The following is an 18,176-nucleotide window of genomic DNA, read 5'->3' on the forward strand; positions in this document are numbered from 1 at the left end:
GCGACCTCCCCCGCTGCGCGGGAGAGGTAACGGGCTAAGCCGGGTATTTCAGGCGGTTCTTGACCATTTTTTGTTCGACGGCAGAAGCGATATCGATTTCGAGGGAATTGGCTAGGGAAACTGCGTAACAGATGACGTCGGCCAGTTCGTCGCGGATGCCAGCCATGTCGAGGCCCTGGCCAGCTACCACCTGATCGGTGGTCAGCCATTGAAAATGCTCCATCAACTCGCCGGCCTCGATAGCTAGCGACATGGCGAGATTCTTGCCGTTGTGGAAGCCTTGCCATTGCCTTTCGGCCACAAACTGGCGCATCCAGCTTTTCAGAGTTTCGAGACTGGTGGTTTGATCGTTAGATTGCACGGGCCGAACCCTCCCCAAGTGTTTCGTTTGGCGTTAGTATTAAAAGCGTTGAGTTAGACAGAGACAGTACGGTTTGTCTGCCGGGCAGGCGAAGTCGAAACACTAACCCGTCAACATCGATTCAAAATTCTTTTTCGACCAGTTTGGATTTGGAGAGACTTTCCATGAGTGTTTTGGTTCAGAAGCCAGCTCCTGATTTTACAGCGCAAGCCGTGTTACCCGATGGCACTTTCAAAGAAGTGAAGCTTTCGGGTTACCAGGGCAAGTACGTCCTATTGTTCTTTTACCCCTTGGACTTTACCTTCGTGTGCCCCACTGAAATTATCGCTTTTTCGGATCGCGCGTCCGAATTTAGCGCCTTGGGAGTACAAATTCTCGGTGTGAGCGTCGACAGCCATTTTACGCATTTGGCTTGGCGTAATATGTCGCGTGATCAAGGTGGTTTGGGCAACATCGAATATCCGCTCGTCGCCGACATCAATAAGAAGATCGCACGCGATTACGACGTGCTGGTCGATGAGTCGGTAGCGTTGCGCGGGCTGTTCTTAATCGACCAAAAGGGTATCGTGCGTCACCAAGTTGTCAACGATTTGCCGCTGGGCCGCAGTGTCGACGAAGCTCTGCGCATGGTGCAGGCGTTGCAATACTTTGAGAAGAACGGCGAAGTCTGTCCAGCCAACTGGAAAGAAGGTTCGCGGACGATCAAGCCAACTGTGCAAGAGAGCAAGAAATTCTTCTCCGCCGAGTACGCGCGGTAAGCAATTCCACAGGCGGGAAGCCTAACGCCACTCAACCGACAGGCATCGTCCATAGTGGCGATGCCTGGAATGGAACCGGTGCCAACATGAGCGAAAGTGCCGACGTTCGATCGCTATCACAGCTGCAGTCCTTGCGCGATCGCATCACGACCACGCGCGGCTCTACTTTGAAAGAGACTGAGTCGCTGCAGACTGAGATAAACAAACTGACGCGCTGGCTGGAGGATGAAGCAGCCGCCTATTGGCAACAACAATCCGTGCAAGCGGAGCGTTGGTTGAATGAATGTCGCGAAGCACTGATGCGCTGCCAAGCGACGGTTCGTGCTGATGAAAAGCGGCCCTGTACCGAAGAACGCAAACGCGTCGACAAAGCGGCGGAGCGCCGCAAGCTGTGTGAAATGAAACTACGTGCCGTACGCGAAGCTTGCATCTTGTGGCAAAAAGAAGTCGTCAAGATGCGCGGCCGTATGCAACATGTGGCCGACATGTCCGACGCCGACTTGATGGTAACCATCAGTCATCTCGACCAAATCATCGCCACGCTGCAAACCTACATGCAGATTCCTCGACTGTAGCCGAAGTCGCCAGACTTTGGATGCGTCACCTCTCCAAGGCGCAGCCTTGGGGAGGTCGAATCGAGGCTTTGCGAGATTCGGGAGGGGCGAGTCCTTCACGCTTGAGTCAACCATAGCGCCAGCCCCCTCCCGCCGACGACGGCTAAACGCAGGGTCGGCGACCTCCCCCGCTACGCGGGAGAGGTGACGGTCACCTCTCCAAGGCGCAGCCTTGGGGAGGTCGAATCGAGGCTTTGTGAGATTCGGGAGGGGCAAGTCCTTCACGCTTGAGTCAACCATAGCGCCAGCCCCCTCCCGCCGACGACGGCTAAATGCCGCGTCGGCGACCTCCCCCGCTACGCGGGAGAGGTGACGGTCACCTCTCCAAGGCGCAGCCTTGGGGAGGTCGAATCGAGGCTTTGTGAGATTCGGGAGGGGCAAGTCCTTCACGCTTGAGTCAACCATAGCGCCAGCCCCCTCCCGCCGACGACGGCTAAACGCCGCGTCGGCGACCTCCCCCGCTACGCGGGAGAGGTGACGGTCACCTCTCCAAGGCGCAGCCTTGGGGAGGTCGAATCGAGGCTTTGCGAGATTCGGGAGGGGCGAGTCCGTTAGCCCAGGATGATGGTCCGGCCGTGGCTCAAATGATCGGAGATCATCTTCGCGGCTAGTTCGCCGTCGCCAGAGAGCAGCGCTTGCGCGATGCGGTCGTGCTCTTGCACGCTTTCGACATAACGCTCCGGGCTGCGCCGAAGGACGCGCGTGATCACACGGTAGATGCGATCTTGCAGTTCCGACATGATGCGGAAGAGCGACTGATTACCCAACATCTCGGCCAGCAGCAGATGAAACTCGGCATCGACGGCCACGCGCTCGCCAATTTCAGCAGCGCTTGCGGACAGCTCACGCTGGCGGTTTAAATTTTGTTCCAAGCGTTCGCGCTGCTCGACGGACATGTGTCCTGCAAGTTGTCGCACCACATACGTTTCAAGGGCAGTACGCACTTCGTACTGTTCAGCAATATCAGCCGTCTCAAGTTCACGCACACGCACGAACTGTTGGGGCGCAATGGTTATATAGCCTTCCAGTTCCAGTCGCTCCAGTGCGGCTTTGACCGGCGTCTTACTCATGCCCAATTCTTCAGCCAACCTTCGTTCGGCCAGCGCCGTACCCGGCGGATATCGATCTGAGAGTATCTGCTGTTTGAGAGCCAAATAGGCTTTGTCTTTCAACAGGGTTCGACCCTTGGATGATTCAGTTTCCGTCGGATTTGCTTTCATGACCCCTCCAATGCTACTTGTCGTAAGTAGCCATGGTTTAATACAAATAATACCATCCCCATCAGCCGCGATTAATTCGGACCGAAGCGGATGTAAACGAAAACTAACATGGATTGTTGAGCTGGCAGAACGGGCGTTGTCAACGCACCAGCTCATCACCCCAGGTTGACGGAGTTGGGGGTCAGGTTGGAATTTAGTTGGCGAGGGTATTTGGTGGGCATGGAAGCTATGCGCCTCCACATGCTGGATAGAAGGATATCGGGATTATCGCACAAATCAATCAGCGTTCATGGGATTGTACACCAAAATTCGCGACATTGCACGCCGCGAAATGTCGATGTGCTTATCGTTCGATCTTGTATTGCTCAAGCTTGCGGTACAAAGTTGCGCGGCTCAGACCGAGCAGCTTGGCCGCTTCGGGAACATTGTCGGCGGTGCGTTGCAAGGCTTCGCGAATGAGCCTCTCTTCCCAAACATCGATTCGCAAGTTATCTAGCTGATCAACTCCCGCATCCCGGAGGGCTAAATCGTGGGGCTCGATTTCGTCGCCACCAGCCAGCACAATCGCACTATCGATGACATTGCGCAGCTGCCGAACATTGCCTGGCCAGGCATATTCCAGCAGCATCTTGCGCGCGGATTCCGACAGCGCAATATTGGGTCGCCCATGCTGATGGCGAAAGTGATTCAGAAAGTGATCGATCAGTCGGCCAATATCTTCGCCCCGCTGACGTAACGATGGCACCAGCAATTCAAAAACGCTCAGGCGATAATACAAATCCTCGCGGAACTTCTTTTCACGTACGTAGTCGCGCAGGTCGCGATTGGTAGCCGCGATCACGCGCACGTCAACAGTAACCTCGCTGGTTGCACCCACGGGCAAGAATGGATGCCCTTCCAAGATGCGCAGCAATTTCGCTTGACCGTCCAACGTCATTTCGCCGACTTCATCCAGGAACAGTGTTCCGGTATGCGCTTGCTCGAACCAGCCCATGTGGTCGCGTTCGGCGCCTGTAAACGCACCGCGGCGATGGCCAAACAACTGGCTCTCCATCAGTTCGGCAGGTATGGCGGCGCAGTTAACGCACAGCAGCGGTCGATCGGAACGCGGACTGGCCCGGTGAATGGCTCGCGCTACCAGCTCTTTACCCACACCGCTTTCACCGCGCACCAACACACAGCCACTGGCCGAGGCGACGCGTTTGATGCGATCTTTGAGCACTTTGATGGGCGTGCATTCGCCCAGCATCTCACTGCTATCGGCGTTGCGATCGGCCAGGCGTTTGCGATCAGCCCGCTCGCTGGCGCGATTGCGTGTCGAGAGTAGAGCTGTGCTGAGCATTGCACTGGCGGAGATCGCGAAATCAAAATGCATCTGTTCGAATTGGCCAATCTCGCGATACAGGTGGACAGCGCCCATAACTTCGCTGCCGCGCATCAATGGTATGCACATGGCATCCGCATAATCTTGTTTGCCCGCAGTGGCCGCTTCCTGCTTGACCCAGACGGCTTTGGCCTGTTGCACCACGCGGTCGGTCAGCTTGCGACTAAGCCGGATGCTATTGAAACCTTCGGGCGGCACGACCTTTTGTGGCTTCAATCTGCCCTGATCGTCCAGCCACAAGATGCCGGCCACGGTGGACTCGGTGCGCACGCGCAGAATATCGATCCCAAAGTCCAGCACCTCCTCTGGTGAACTGCAACGCAGCAGGCATAGACTCAGTTGGAATAGATCCATCAAGTCCTGCATGCGCCGCCGCGAGTACAATTGGCCCATCGCGCTGATGTAGCTGGCTTCCGCCGAGATCGGCGCTTCGAGAACCAGCGTTTGATTCAGCGGGCTGGAGTCCATTTCGGAATCACTGGGATCGACCCAGTGAAAATCCAGCTCCGTCGATCCAATGCGTATTCGATCGCCGTCGGCCAGCGGTACCTGGCTAATGCGTTGTTCATTGACCAAGGTACCGTTGCGACTTTCAGCATCCGAAGCGAACCATTGGCCCGCTTCGTAACTGAGCACCACGTGCGTTCGTGAACTCAACGGATCCGACACATAGATCTGACAACCGGTCCCTCGGCCAATGCGGACCGGTTGAGACGGGTCGAGCTCGTATTGGGATTGAGCTGCTTGCCCTCGTACTACAGTGATGAACGCACGTTTAAGCATCGAGCTATCGACTGGCTCCCGCTGGTTCTGGATCAGGGGCTGCGGCGAAATCGCCGGCCGTGACAACGATCAAACGCGAAAGGTCGATGTACTTCTTGAAAGCCTCGGAGACTTCCTTGGTCGACAATTCACTGACGCGTTTCTCGAACTTTGCATCATACTCCAAAGTCCGGCCAGCAAAGGCTGCGCTGCTGATAATTTGAGCCAACATGCGATCGTCGGTGCGCGTTAGCTGTTCGTTCTGCAGGTAACCCTCTTTGGCTGCATCCAGCTCTTCTTGAGTCACGCCCGCTTGGGCTAGTTTCTTCAGCTCTTCATCAATCACTTTCACCAGTTTATCGCGCTGTCCAGGATTGGTGATGGCGAACAAACTAAACGAAGTGCGATTGTCGATGGGATGGCCACCGACGTTAGAACCTACACCGTACGACAAGCCTTCTTGCTGGCGAACACGATCGGCCAAACGCGACGACAAGGAGCCGCCGCCTAAAATAAAGTTGGCGATTGTCAGCGCAGGATAGTCCGGGTGATCATCCCGCATGGCAATTTGTTCGCCCGCCAGGAAAACGGCGTTTTCTTTATCCGGCGTGAGAATCTCTTCCGAAACGCCCGCAACATCCACGCGAGCAGGCATGTCAACCCGTTTGAAGGCTACGTTGCTCTTCCAGCCCGAGAGCATCTGTTCCAGTGCCGCCGATAGTTCGGCAGGATCAAAGTCACCTACCGCAGCCACTTCGCCATTTTCGCCGTTGAGCAGCTTGGAGTGAATCTCGTGGAGCTGCTCCACAGACACTGACTGATAACGCTGTATGCGTTCTTCGAGCGTGGGTACGTAGCGAATATTGTCGGCCGAGTAAGGTGACTGCAATCGTCGCAAGCGCACACCAGCCAAGGCTTGTGGTTCGGTCAACTGCGATTGAGTACCCGTCACCGCTTGGCGGCGCAGAATCTCTAGCTCTTCCGGTGCAAACCGTGGCTCGCGCAGAATCTCGCTAAGCAAAGGCAGAATCTTGGGCAAGTACTCGCGCTTGGTCTCAAGCGTCACCTGCAAGAGCCCCGTCGTGCCCGAAAGCCGCAGCTTGGCTCGTAGCTCATCCAGTTTGTCTTGCAACTGCTCATGATCGAGTTTTTTGGTTCCGTGTAGCATCATCTCGGGAAAGAACTCAATGGCTGCCACCAGGGGTTGCAGCGCTTGTTCATTTCCATAACGCAGATTCAATTGAATGGTGACCATGCCACCGCGCGTCTTCTTAGGCAACCAGGCCGTCTTGAGACCAGTGCTCAATTTGCCTCGCGTGGTGCGCTCTTCAATCTTCAGCGGATCAGGATCAAAATCTTCACCCTGTTCAACATCGCCACGACCTTCGTAGCCCGAGAGCAGCTCTTGCAAATTGGGACGCGTCGGTACTTCCACGCGTTCGCTCTTTTCGCTCGGAATGAACAGGCCCACGGTGCGGTTGTTGCGCTGCAAGTACTTCTTGGCCACAGCCGTAACTTCTTCGGCGGACAGCGACTCAACGTAGTCGCGGAACAAGAAGTACAAACGCCAATCGCCTTGCGATGCCCATTCGCTTAGCTCGATAGCGATGTCTTTGGAATCATGGGCTCGCAGTTCACGGTCCTTTAGAAACTGCGTGCGCGCACGATTCAGTTCGTCTTCCGTTATCGGCTTGTCCGCCACATTTTCAATTGAGTTGATCGCGGCCTGGCGTGCGTCCTCCAGCGACTTTTCTTTCGAGACCTGCACTCCGAACATAATCAAGCCGGGATCATGCAGAGCCATGGCGTAGGTGTTGACCGAGCTAGCCATTTCGGTCAGCACCAAGTCCTTGTAGAGTCGACCGCTAGGCTCAGCACCGTAGATGTAAGCCAGCATCTCGACTGCAGCGTAATCGCGATCTCCACCGCTGGGTACGTGATAGGCCAAGTCGATCAATTGCGAATTGCCCACGCGTCGCAGCACAACGGTGCGCTCACCGTCTTGAGCTGGTTCGGTAGTATAGGTCCGATCGAGCGGCGTTTCGGGGTTCTTCAGTCCTCCGAAGTACTTTTCCACCATCTCAATGCACGCTTCGGAATCGAACTTGCCGGCCACGACCAGCATGATGTTATCGGGTCGATAAAACTTACGATAGAACGCTTGCAGTCGATCGATGGGCACACGTTCGATATCGCTACGGTTGCCGATGGTGGTGCGGCCGTAGTTGTGCCATTCATAGGCGGCCGCTTGCACGCGCTGCATCAGCACGCGTGAAGGACTGTTCTCGCCGCTTTCGAATTCGTTGCGCACGACGGTCATTTCGCTGGCCAGGTCTTCGCCTTTGACAAAGCTATTGAGCAGGCGATCAGCTTCGAACTTGAGCGCGAACTCGAGGTTCTCCTGCGCTTGACGTTCGGTAGCAGCGGGCAATGTTTCGTAGTAGTTGGTACGGTCAAGCCAAGTGGTGCCGTTAAAGTCCGCTCCGCGGCCAGTCAAAAGCTTGGGCACTTCTGGGTGCGTGGGTGTGCCTTTGAACAGCATGTGCTCCAACAAATGGGCCATGCCAGCTTCGCCGTATCCCTCGTGACGCGAACCAACAAAGACGGTCATGTTTACCGTGACCATTGACTTGCTGGCGTCGGGGATCAGTAACACCTGCGTACCATTTTCCAATCGGTACTCAGTAATCCCTTCGATCGATGTTACCTTTGTTGCCATGTGCTCCTCAGCCTGTAGCTTAGCGCTAGTGCCGACAACCAGCAGGTTGCCAAGCATGATTGTCATTGAAATAAGAGAGATATGCCTGAGAGCCACCGTGGTGCTCCTGTAGATAGAGAGTATGCAGAGTTCGCAGGCGGTCATTCTACGCAAGCGAGCGACCGACGACGACGGGGCAGCCCGATTTTCCGCTCTTTGGAGTGCTGCGGCGCAGCCGTAGCTTTGATGTCCTAACCAAACTGTACCGTAGCCTGCTCGAACCAGGTGATTCAGGCGTTCAGAGCGACTCAGGCTGCGTTTAGAGACTTCGCTTACATCGAAGCGGTGCCATGGCACCGCACCTTGGAGTGCTGCGGCGCTAGCCGTAGCTTTGATGTGATAACCAACTGTACCGCAGCCTGCTCGAACCAGATGACGCGGGCGTTCAGAGCGACTCAGGCTGCGGCATGAGACTGTACTTACATCAAAGCGGTGCCAGGTGGCACCGCACTCCAAAGAACTTATTCTTCGCGCAAAGCCATCAGAATTCGGACAACGTAGTAGAACAGCACGGCCACTGAACTAAATAACGCCAGCGAAGCTGCGACGTGTTGAGTCGTGCGGTAATGATGCAGCACATTGGAGGTATCGTACAGGATGTAACCAGCTGCCAAGACGACCATGGCTACGGCGAACCAGATGCCCAGCGAGAAGCCCATAATGGCTCCACATAGTACGGCCGCCATGGCTCCTAGACCACCTACCCACAAAAGCCCACGCATCCACGAGAAGTCTGTTCCCGAGATAAATGTGAACGCGGTCAGACCGGCGAATACCACCGCGGTGATAATCCCTGCAGACATGGGAATACTGGGATCGAATCGGGTGGCAATGTATAGCAGCGGGGCCATGATGATGGCTTCGGCTACGACATACAGGCCCAGACCAGCGTATTGCAGACTGGGACTGGCTTCCGATTCCGCCCACCAGCGTGCCAGCCAGCCCACTCCCACAAACGCGCCGATGAATACCAGCGGCATCCAGCGGTTGGCTCCGAACATGGTCAGAATAGCTGGCCCCACTGTGTTGAGCAGCAAGGCTTCCAGCAGCACAAAACCAATGATCGCACCACCCAGGTGCAAATAGGTGCGCTTGATAAAGTCGCTGCGTTCGCTCACATCGGCCAAGGCGGCCACGCGTATGTCGCTGCTGGTCACGGCGTACGGATTATTCATACTCACGGCTGTTTGCTCCATCCTTCGGGAAGAGGAAAACGAACTGTTAGGGCTCTGCGTATATAAATATATGCGTGTTTTTTCAGAAAATGGGCGCCAATGCAGCCAGATTCACCCACATTCTTGGGCTTTGGTACGCCAAAGTCAACGCGACTATCCGTGGACGATCTCGCGCTCTCGTAGCTGATCTCGCCAGAGATTGGATGATTTCGTAGCCGATCTCGCCAGAGATTGGATGATCCTAATGGTTACGCGTCCAAAGTCTGGCGACTTCGGCTACCGGGTTTGGGGAATTGAATTGATTACGCGTCCAAAGTCTGGCGACTTCGGCTACGGGATAGTCGTTTGACACCTTCGGGGGTTACTTTAGAATAGAGCCAGACATTCTACATGCTGACCGCCAGTTCCGGCTGTACTCTCGCGTTGAGGGGGACGGACCTGCTTTCGCTGGCGCGTTGGATGCGGCTCCTCCATGCGAGGGGACTAGCCGCGGTTTAGATTGGGACCTTGGAGTAACTATGTTTGGTTTGGGTACAACAGAGCTGCTCATTTTCATGGTAGTCGTACTGCTGGTCTTCGGCAGTGCACGCCTGCCGACGCTGATGCGCAACCTGGGAAAGAGCGCGACTGAGTTCAAGAAAGGGATGCGCGAGGATCCCGATGAAGCTCAGAAAATTGAAGGTGAGTAGGATTACCTATCATGTTCAATTTTGGTCCCACCGAGCTGATTTTTTTCGGCATCATTGCGCTGATGCTCTTTGGAAAGCGACTGCCTGAAGTCGCCAGAAATCTGGGTGGCAGCTATCGGGAACTCCGCAAAGGTTTAACCGACTTTCAACGCGAATTTCAGGGTTGGGATCGACCCGACCCACGCGCCACCAGCAAACCGGCCTGGCAACAACCAGAGCCGGAAAAAATTGAAGCCACAACGCCCAAGTTCGTTCCGCCTCCGCCACCAGAGGGCAACGAGGTTAACGAATAACTGACTACCAAAACGAGATTCGGCCGACAAAGTTGTCGGCCGAATCCTTTTACATTGCGAGTCTCAATACCCATTGCACGTTTCCTGCGTGAGCAACTTGCGATTGAATTAGTCGCCGATCGCCACAAACCTCGATCCTTCGCGACTCTTGATCAGCAGTAGCAGCTGGTCACCTTCTTTGTAGTCCTTCAGAGTCTTTTCGGCGTCTGAAGTGCTATCAACCGGCTCGCGATTGATTTGCGTGATCACCAAACCGCTTTCCAAACCGGCGCGATCAGCTACGCTGCCCGGTGTGACATCGGTAATAACCACGCCCTTTTGCTCTTTAACACCTAACTGTCTCGCTACCGAGGCATTCAGATCCGACAGTTCCAAACCCAGGGCTTCAAAGCCTGACGACTGGGCAGGTGAATCTTCCGACGCACTGCCGCCAATGGCTTGGGCTTCGAAGTCACCAGGCTGCAATTCGGGCACGAAGTTCAGCGTCATCGACTTGCCGTTGCGCACCAGTTCCATCTCATGAGCTCGACCGACCTGAGCACGTTCGACCAGCAATTGCAATTCGCGCGGGCTATCGACTTTGACGCCTGCAAAGGTACGAATCACGTCGCCCGACTTCAGGCCGGACTTGGCGGCCGGTGTATCGGGATACACATCGGTGACCACTACGCCTTCGCGTGGTTTGACGTTGAACTCCTTGGCCAGGGTGGCATTAACCGGTTGGATACCGACACCCAAGTAAGCCCGACGGACTTCGCCGTTCTTGACCAGTTGATCGCTGACCCACTTGGCCAAGTTGATAGGCACGGCAAAGCCAACGCCATCGTTACCACCACCTCGCGAAGAGATAGCCGTGTTAATGCCGACGATTTGACCATCCAAGTTCACGAGCGGTCCACCACTGTTGCCTGGATTGATGGCGGCATCGGTTTGCAGGAAACTCTCGCGAGCGTTGATACCAACGCCACGATGCGTCGCACTAACAATCCCCGCTGTGACTGTGCTTTCCAGTCCGAACGGTTGACCAAGTGCTAGTACCCAGTCGCCCACAGAGACTTGATCACTATCGGCCATCTTAGCGACCACCAGGTCATCAGCTTGGATTTTGACGACCGCAATATCCGTCTTGGGATCGGTCCAAACCTTTTCGGCCTTAAACTCGCGACCGTCCCACAAGCGCACCAGCACATCGACGTTGTCACCACCGGCCACAACGTGATTGTTGGTCATGATGAGCCCTGAGCTATCGATGACCACACCGGAACCCAGTCCCTGGCTGGGCATTGAGCGCGGACCGCGCTGCTGAAAACCATCTTGGCCCTCCATGCCTTCCATTGGGAAGCCGCGGAACATATCTTCAAACGGCGTACCAGCAAACGGGTTACCTTGTTGGCTGCGACCACGACGATCGGCTTGACGTTTGACAGCTATTGGCTTGCTCTTGGTTTCAATGGTCACTACGGCTGGCAAGACTTTATCAGAGGCCACGCGAAAAGCTGTGGAGAGATCCTTCGCAGAGCTAACCGCACGCTCGGCCTCTTGAGGCGTGACGTCCGGCGCACTGCTAGTCTTGTAAACTACAGGCGTGGGATCAAGTGTGGCTGGGTTGCCGTAGACATAACCCATGGCAGCACCCAAACCGACGACACCTGCCAGCGTCGAACTGGCAATCATTCTGCGGAACAACATCTTCTTGGACATGATTTCCGTACCTCTTACTCGAGTGTGTTTTAAACTTCAGTTACTTTGATTTGCTTCGCTGCAGGCAGCGCGAGGGTTACCTATTCGCACGAAGTGTGCCAGAGGTATGCAATTCGCTTTTTGCCAGTAAAAACCACCCATAAATTGAATAAACTCGAGATCGCGGGGAAAACAGCGCGGGGAATTTTGCCCCACCCTGCGGCAGAACTCCCCAAACGCACGCCGAAATATTCGAAGCCTGGATTCATCCCTTGAAACTCACCACCAAAATTCTCTTACTGCTGGTCGTGGTCGTTATGCTGGTCACCTTCGTGGCCGGGACGATCTCTGTTCGCTCAGCCTATGCGAGTCTGACCAAGCAGCAGGAGCTACTGACTCAAGAGCTGGCCGATGACATGCAAGATTTGCTGGCCGATGCCTGGCGGCGAGCTGGTCCGCGCGGGGTCGATCGTGCGGTCCACGATTGGATCGAGCAGAACGACAAACCACTCTTGCTCGAGTTCGTGCTCTTCAATACTCAGGCGGATCGCCAATTGATGCCGCGCATTCCGCGCGAAGTATGGCCGGTGCTCCAGCGCGGCCAGATGTTTTCGCTGGTCAGCGTCGATAACTCGGGCAATCGCAACTTGCACACCTACATGCCAGTGGAGAACTGGCAAGGCGATTTAGGTGCACTCGAGTTAACGCAACCTCTATCGGCACTTGATGAACAAGCTCGGCAATTGGTTCTGGCTACGATTTTATCCATGGCCGCCTCGGCGCTGTTGGGATTGGCGATCGCCTATGTCGCGGGCGTGCGCTGGGTGGCTCAACCTCTATCGGCTTTGATCGCACATACGCAACAAATCGGTCGCGGCGACTTTACCGCCCGCACCAGACTCGATAGCGGCGATGAACTGGACGAGTTGGCTCAAGCCTTGAACTCGATGAGCCAACAGCTAGCCACGCAACAAGCGACCATTCAGCGTGAAACTCAAGATCGCGTTGAAGCGCTCGAGCAGTTGCGACATGCCGAGCGCTTGGGCACCTTGGGACGCATGGCAGCTGGTCTAGCGCACGAACTCGGCACGCCGCTGAATGTCGTTGCTGGTCGAGCCTCACTGATTGCCTCAGGTAAATTGCCCGACGATGAAGTCGCATACAGCGCTCGGACCATCAAAGCGGAAGCCGACCGCATTACTAACATCGTTCAGCGAATGCTCGACTTTGCGCGTCAACGCCGACCGCACACGACCGAGTGTGACGTGCTGGCCCTGGCCCATCGCACGCTGCAACTGGTAGAAACGCTGGCCGAGAAAAAGCATATTCAATTGCGAATCATCGATCCCACCGGTAGTGTGGACACGGTCTGCCCTGCCGATGAGGCTCAGTTGCAGCAAGTGCTCACGAATTTGCTCGTCAACGCGATCCAAGCGTCGCCCGTCGGCGATGCGATTGACCTCTCCATTAACAGTCAAGTTGAGGGTTCATCTAAGTGGTTGATCATCAGCATCGACGACTCAGGCCCCGGAGTGCCCGCTGAGTTACGAGAGCGCATCTTCGAGCCGTTCTTTACCACGAAAGACGTTGGCGAAGGCACCGGTCTTGGACTTTCCATCGCCTACGGCATCCTGCAAGAACACGGTGGCCACTTGACCGTAGGCGATAGCCCACGAGGTGGTGCACGCTTTGAGGTATGGTTGCCACAATCGTTGTCGTAGAGCGGCTGTCCCCAGCCGCCGATGCAGAGCGGCTGTCCCCAGCCGCTCAGCACCCGGCAAGTCGCTGGCCTGTACCACTAGACAATTGGTCGGAAGATACTTCGGTTAGAGGGTGCTGAGCAGCTGAGGACAGCTGCTCTACGCAAAAAAACGCCCGGGACTATCGTTCCAGTGAGTACGGTCACTGGAACAACTGAACCGGGCGTGTGGAAACCCCTCAATTTCCATTGCTAAATTATTCGCCATGCATCACAATTCGTCCAATGCATGAATTGCATAGGTTCAATGCGTACGACGCATCAATGTTTTGGGGCCAAAGATCGTATGGAACTCGAGCAATTAAAGCACTTTTTGAAGGTGGCTGAGCTACACAACTTTACGCGGGCTGCCGATGCGGTCGGACTCTCTCAGCCCGCCCTCAGTCGTTCGATCGCGCGACTGGAGTCAGAATTGGGCCAGCCAGTTTTCGAACGCCAGACTCGCAGCGTTTCACTGACCGATGCTGGTCAGCTACTATTGGCCCGGGCTCGACAGATTATGGCCCTGGTCGAAGATACCTGCATCGAAATCAATGATGATGGTCAAACGGGACGCGTACGCGTCGGTGCCATTCCCACGATTGCGCCCTATTTTCTACCGCAACTACTGAAGGACTTTGGCAAGTCGCATCGTCAAGCCAGCGTCATCATCAACGAAGAACCCACCGAGCAACTGCTCAAGTCGTTGACCGATGGCGAACTGGATATCGCCATCATGGCCCTGCCGATCGCCGCCAAGTATCTAGAGATCGAAGAACTGTTCGAAGAAGAACTGTTGCTGGTTTTACCCTGCCATCATCCCCTGGCCGACAAAACCCAAGTTCGACTGGCCGATATTCAGAATCAACCCTTCGTCCTCTTGGGTGAAGCCCATTGCCTGACCGATAACATTGTGTCCTTCTGTCGGCAAAAGTCGTTTCATCCTGTCTCGGTAGAACGCACCAGCCAGTTAGCCACCGTTCAAGAGCTAGTTTCGTTGGGACATGGAGTCAGCATGATTCCGGAGATGGCCCGCGTAATCGATACGAGCAAACAACGTGTCTATCGCTCCGTTTCCGGGACCAAACCGACTCGCAAAATCGTGTTGGTCTCCAACCCCTACCGCTTTCAAAGCCGCCTGGTCAACGCCTTCAAAGAGTGCGTCCGCGAAACTGTGGCATAGGCTTCCAGCCTGTGTAGCTTGTGGCATAGGCTTCCAGCCTGTGCAGCTTGTGGCATAGGCTTCCAGCCTGTGTAGCTAGACGACATATTCACGAAAGACACAGGCTAGAAGCCTATGCCACACTTCACAGGCTAGAAGCCTGTGCGACAACTAATCATGCCAGTAGTACGTCTCGTTGGGCACTGAGTACTTTACCGCCATTTCCGGTGTCTCCACGATCACACCGCCGCGATGCAGCGATTCGACGCCGGCGATAACCATGCCTGAAGTTAAGAGCGTGCGTTCCACTGGATACGGTTGGCGATTCTCCAGAATCATATTCTCCAAGTGGCGGACCAGGGGATTGAAGAAATCAGCGGTCGTGGAACCGTGGCCGGGCATTGGCAAATACATTTGGCAACTGACGATCTGGCCTTCGTCACCGACAGAGCCAGCATAGTTAAAGTCGCGGATGCCGGTCATAAAGGCTGCGGTCTTGAATCCATCGTTATGAGTAATGAAGTATCCGATAATGGACCCCAGCGCTTGTCGCGCCCAATCGAAGGTCACCTTGCCGGTCATGTAACCGCCTTCAACAGGCAGGTTATGACTGCGACACAGCGCAGCAACCACTAGCTCACGCGTGCGCTTCTGAGCGGGCTCGGCCAGGTACTGCCACACCTTTTCATCTTTGAGCGCAATCAATTGTTTCATACCGACTTCGCCACCTCGACGACGTTCGGACATGCACTGCGCCGTCTCGAGAGCATGAAAGTCGTAGCTATCCACTCCACCATAAGCCACACAGACGCTCTCACGCACATCTGCGCCCCAAGGCATGTCAATCGAGGGCATGCGCACGGTAACTGGTAACGAACTGCCCGCATGGAATGGAAATTTCAGTCGGCGCGCATCAGCTACCATTTCGGCACATTCTTTCCAGTCGGTCGACAGATGTTTGTCGTTGAAGACGGGCACTGAACGACCGCTCTTTTCGAAGACCTTGACGATTTCTTTGAACCACTCGTAGCGCGGATAGCGCACTTGCCCCTTTTCGTTCTTGGGATAGTCGCCATGCTCGCCGATCAGCACAACTCCGTCGACTGCCAGTTTATCGCCACCCAGGCACAGAGCTTCGGCAATCGACTCAGCAGGTTTCAGATTGTAGCGGGCCAGTCGCTGACGCCCTAAATCGGTACCCTCGGGAAATTGAGCGATATACGTACCAGCTACTTCCAGACGCGGTTGTTGCCAGGCACCATTCCAGATATAGCCTTCACACAAGCGATCAAGGAAATGCTGAGCGTGCGAATGTTTAAAGACGACCGTACCTAAGAACGCGATCTTCTTCTTGGGCGAGTCTTGCGAAAATCCCAACCGCGAACCAGCCAGTGTTAGAGTACTAGCGCCCAAAAGTTGACCGAAGGTGCGACGATGAATCATACCGGAATGCCTTATATTGCAATTTCTTCGAGCAGTTTTATGAGCGTTTTCGAGAACGCTTCAAACAGGATTTCGCCCTTTTCCGCGGTGGCCAAGTGGGGCGAACCGATGTGGCCAATCGTGGAACGATCTTTAGTAATCCATGCCAGGCTAGCCGGTGCGTAAGGCTGGTTGAACGAAACCTCAGGCGCCGAGTGGTAATCGCCAACCAAATGGGGCGCAATACGCAGAATCATCGACGTTTCCCATTCGCATGCATGCCCCATTTCTCGCTGTTTGAAACTCGCATCCGCTTCCCAAGGTCGGGCTCCCAAGCCCCAGTAAGTTGTGAAGATCAACCTCAGATCGTGGCGAGCGCGAAAACGCTGGCGGGCTTCGAAAATGGCTTGTTTTCCGGGCACATCGTTACCACCGTGACCATTGATCAACACAATTTTCTGAAAGCCATGAAAGACAAGGTTGTCGATCAGGCCACCAAGCAAATCCAGATACACGCGAGGCGACGCCGATATCGTGCCCGGAAAATCGAGATGATGATCCGAGTTGCCTAGCCACATCAAAGGCAGTGACAACACTCGGTCGCCTAGGGCCGCATGAGCTCGACGCCAAACTTCACCCAACAGCATGCTGTCGGTATACACCGGCAGATGATGCCCATGCTGCTCGACCGCGGCAATCGGCACTACCACGGGCGTCGAGCGTGGCATCGCATCGACTTGAGGCCAAGACAATTCGTAAAGATTCATGGGAAGTTTGAAGTTTGAAGTTTGAAGTTTGAAGCCTGACTAGGTCTACTTATCGCCGGCCAAGATCCAGGCTTCGTCGACGGCTACATGTTTCATGCTCTTGCCGCCTTCGACGAAGTAGCTGTAGACGAAGTGAATCAGACCGTCTCGGCCTTCGATCACGGCGGGATAGTGATAAGAGCCGCTGGGTTGTTGTTCCAAGTGCCGCGTATGTTGCCAGTTTTGACCTTCATCGGTGGATATGGAAACAGCCAGGCTGTTGCGACCTTCAGTCGAGTCGTTGTAAATCAAGACCCAATGACCGTTGGCCAAACGCACGCCGTCCAGTCCTGAACCAGGATTTACCAACGTGCTTTCGGTCACCGCGCCCCAACTCATCCCGTCGTCTGTCGATTCGCATACGCGGATATGATCGGTGTATCCATTCTCACGCATGTAAGCCACCAGCGTACCATTGTTGCGCCGTAGCACGGCCGGTTGAATTCCACCAAAGCCCATGATCGGTTGGCTGGCTTGCCATGTCTTGCCACCGTCGTCGGTGATCGCCATGATCGAGAATGAAAAAGTATCCGAATACAACGGCAACAGGATGCGACCGCTGTCGAGTTGAATTGGTTTGCATCGAGGTTGCCAACCAAGTCGTTGATAGAGCTTGTCATGCAACTTTACGCGAGCTTTAGCGATAACTTCTTTTTGTCGATCGCTCAGCGGCGTTTTGATGCGGGCAAGATACTCATCCAGGCGCTTCTCGCCTTCGTCTCCAAAATCAGCTGGCTTGAGCAGGATCATGCCCTGCCCAGTCCACTTAGGCGAACCGCTCTGCAAAAAATCCGTCGACTCCGCGAAGTTAGTTATGCACGATTCCCAAGTGTTGGCGATGATCGTGGGCCAGAACATCCACAGTTTCTCTTGCTTGTCGATAAACATGCAGGTGTTGCAGTCGGGGAAGCCTGGCGTATCGGCCATTAAAAATGGTTCGCTCCACTGCGACTGACCTGCCTTCAGGCGCGAGCCTAAAACGACCACATCGTCCGCACTGCGCTCGCCCGACCCACGGTACCACGAGACCAACAAATCGTGATTGCTCAGTTGAACAATGCCGGGCGCATGATTGTGCTGTGCGTTCAGTGGAAAGATCAGCTGCTCACTGTACTTAGGTTCAGCAGCGTCAAGGCGCACCATGCTGGCGGTCAAACAAATGAAGACCAGCGAGATCGAGCGGAGAATCATCGAGTCAAGTCCAAGAAGGGTAAAACGCGGTGGGATCGGTGGGAGCCGTATTATGAATCGAACGCACCGCCGCTGACAAGCCGTAGCGGATTTTCGTGTAGCGGAAGCCGTCAAGGCTTTCGATTTTCGAAAAGCCGAGATCTCGAAATGCTTGACGCATTCC

The 18,176-nt window shown here is 55.1% G+C and carries 15 protein-coding genes; 6 read left to right on the forward strand and 9 right to left on the reverse strand.

Annotation, left to right across the window (positions count from 1 at the left end; genetic code table 11):
- Positions 1–34 precede the first annotated feature (34 nt).
- Complete coding sequence (locus tag SH573x_RS18725) at positions 35–361, reverse strand: nucleotide pyrophosphohydrolase (protein WP_479349227.1); 327 nt, start codon at positions 359–361, stop codon at positions 35–37.
- Between the two features lie 164 nt (positions 362–525).
- Between SH573x_RS18725 and SH573x_RS18730 the strand changes: the two genes are divergently transcribed.
- The gene (locus SH573x_RS18730) at positions 526–1,119 is read left to right on the forward strand and encodes a peroxiredoxin (protein WP_479349228.1); all 594 of its coding nucleotides are present in this window, start codon (positions 526–528) and stop codon (positions 1,117–1,119) included.
- An 86-nt stretch (positions 1,120–1,205) separates the two neighbouring features.
- A complete protein-coding gene (locus SH573x_RS18735; protein WP_479349229.1) occupies positions 1,206–1,694 on the forward strand; it encodes a hypothetical protein in 489 nt (162 codons plus the stop codon).
- A gap of 590 nt (positions 1,695–2,284) precedes the next feature.
- On the opposite strand, the gene SH573x_RS18740 is transcribed toward SH573x_RS18735, so the two are convergent.
- The 4 genes from SH573x_RS18740 to SH573x_RS18755 all read right to left on the reverse strand — a co-directional run bounded on the left by SH573x_RS18740 (position 2,285) and on the right by SH573x_RS18755 (position 9,032).
- The gene (locus SH573x_RS18740) at positions 2,285–2,953 is read right to left on the reverse strand and encodes a GntR family transcriptional regulator (RefSeq protein WP_479349231.1); all 669 of its coding nucleotides are present in this window, start codon (positions 2,951–2,953) and stop codon (positions 2,285–2,287) included.
- 343 nt (positions 2,954–3,296) lie between these two features.
- Positions 3,297–5,120 carry a sigma 54-interacting transcriptional regulator gene (locus tag SH573x_RS18745; protein ID WP_479349232.1) on the reverse strand — a complete coding sequence of 608 codons (1,824 nt, stop codon included), beginning with the start codon at positions 5,118–5,120 and terminating at the stop codon, positions 3,297–3,299.
- A 4-nt stretch (positions 5,121–5,124) separates the two neighbouring features.
- The gene (locus SH573x_RS18750; RefSeq protein WP_479349234.1) at positions 5,125–7,884 is read right to left on the reverse strand and encodes a M16 family metallopeptidase; all 2,760 of its coding nucleotides are present in this window, start codon (positions 7,882–7,884) and stop codon (positions 5,125–5,127) included.
- A gap of 434 nt (positions 7,885–8,318) precedes the next feature.
- Complete coding sequence (locus tag SH573x_RS18755) at positions 8,319–9,032, reverse strand: Bax inhibitor-1/YccA family protein (RefSeq protein WP_479356767.1); 714 nt, start codon at positions 9,030–9,032, stop codon at positions 8,319–8,321.
- A 518-nt stretch (positions 9,033–9,550) separates the two neighbouring features.
- On the opposite strand from SH573x_RS18755, the gene SH573x_RS18760 reads away from it, so the two are divergent.
- A complete protein-coding gene (locus tag SH573x_RS18760; RefSeq protein ID WP_479349235.1) occupies positions 9,551–9,721 on the forward strand; it encodes a Sec-independent protein translocase subunit TatA/TatB in 171 nt (56 codons plus the stop codon).
- Positions 9,722–9,732: 11 nt separating this feature from the next.
- Entirely contained in the window at positions 9,733–10,014 is a 282-nt protein-coding gene (locus SH573x_RS18765) for a Sec-independent protein translocase subunit TatA/TatB (RefSeq protein ID WP_479349236.1), read from the forward strand.
- Positions 10,015–10,122: 108 nt separating this feature from the next.
- Here SH573x_RS18765 and SH573x_RS18770 read toward each other — a convergent pair whose 3' ends face one another.
- A complete protein-coding gene (locus SH573x_RS18770; protein WP_479349237.1) occupies positions 10,123–11,715 on the reverse strand; it encodes a Do family serine endopeptidase in 1,593 nt (530 codons plus the stop codon).
- A 251-nt stretch (positions 11,716–11,966) separates the two neighbouring features.
- On the opposite strand from SH573x_RS18770, the gene SH573x_RS18775 reads away from it, so the two are divergent.
- Positions 11,967–13,415 (forward strand): sensor histidine kinase, encoded by a 1,449-nt coding sequence (locus SH573x_RS18775; RefSeq protein WP_479349238.1) that lies wholly within the window; start codon positions 11,967–11,969, stop codon positions 13,413–13,415.
- A 324-nt stretch (positions 13,416–13,739) separates the two neighbouring features.
- Positions 13,740–14,615, forward strand: coding sequence for a LysR family transcriptional regulator (locus tag SH573x_RS18780; RefSeq protein ID WP_479356769.1), 876 nt, complete (start codon positions 13,740–13,742; stop codon positions 14,613–14,615).
- A gap of 150 nt (positions 14,616–14,765) precedes the next feature.
- On the opposite strand, the gene SH573x_RS18785 is transcribed toward SH573x_RS18780, so the two are convergent.
- From SH573x_RS18785 to SH573x_RS18795, 3 genes are read right to left on the reverse strand one after another with little or no spacing between them, the layout of a single operon-like run.
- Positions 14,766–16,037 (reverse strand): hypothetical protein, encoded by a 1,272-nt coding sequence (locus tag SH573x_RS18785; protein WP_479349239.1) that lies wholly within the window; start codon positions 16,035–16,037, stop codon positions 14,766–14,768.
- Between the two features lie 11 nt (positions 16,038–16,048).
- Positions 16,049–16,783, reverse strand: a complete 735-nt coding sequence (locus SH573x_RS18790; RefSeq protein ID WP_479349240.1) for a creatininase family protein — start codon at positions 16,781–16,783, stop codon at positions 16,049–16,051.
- Positions 16,784–16,828: 45 nt separating this feature from the next.
- Complete coding sequence (locus tag SH573x_RS18795) at positions 16,829–18,013, reverse strand: sialidase family protein (RefSeq protein ID WP_479349241.1); 1,185 nt, start codon at positions 18,011–18,013, stop codon at positions 16,829–16,831.
- Positions 18,014–18,176: the final 163 nt, after the last annotated feature.

The sequence above is a fragment of the Rania fehmarnensis genome, from assembly GCF_056494185.1.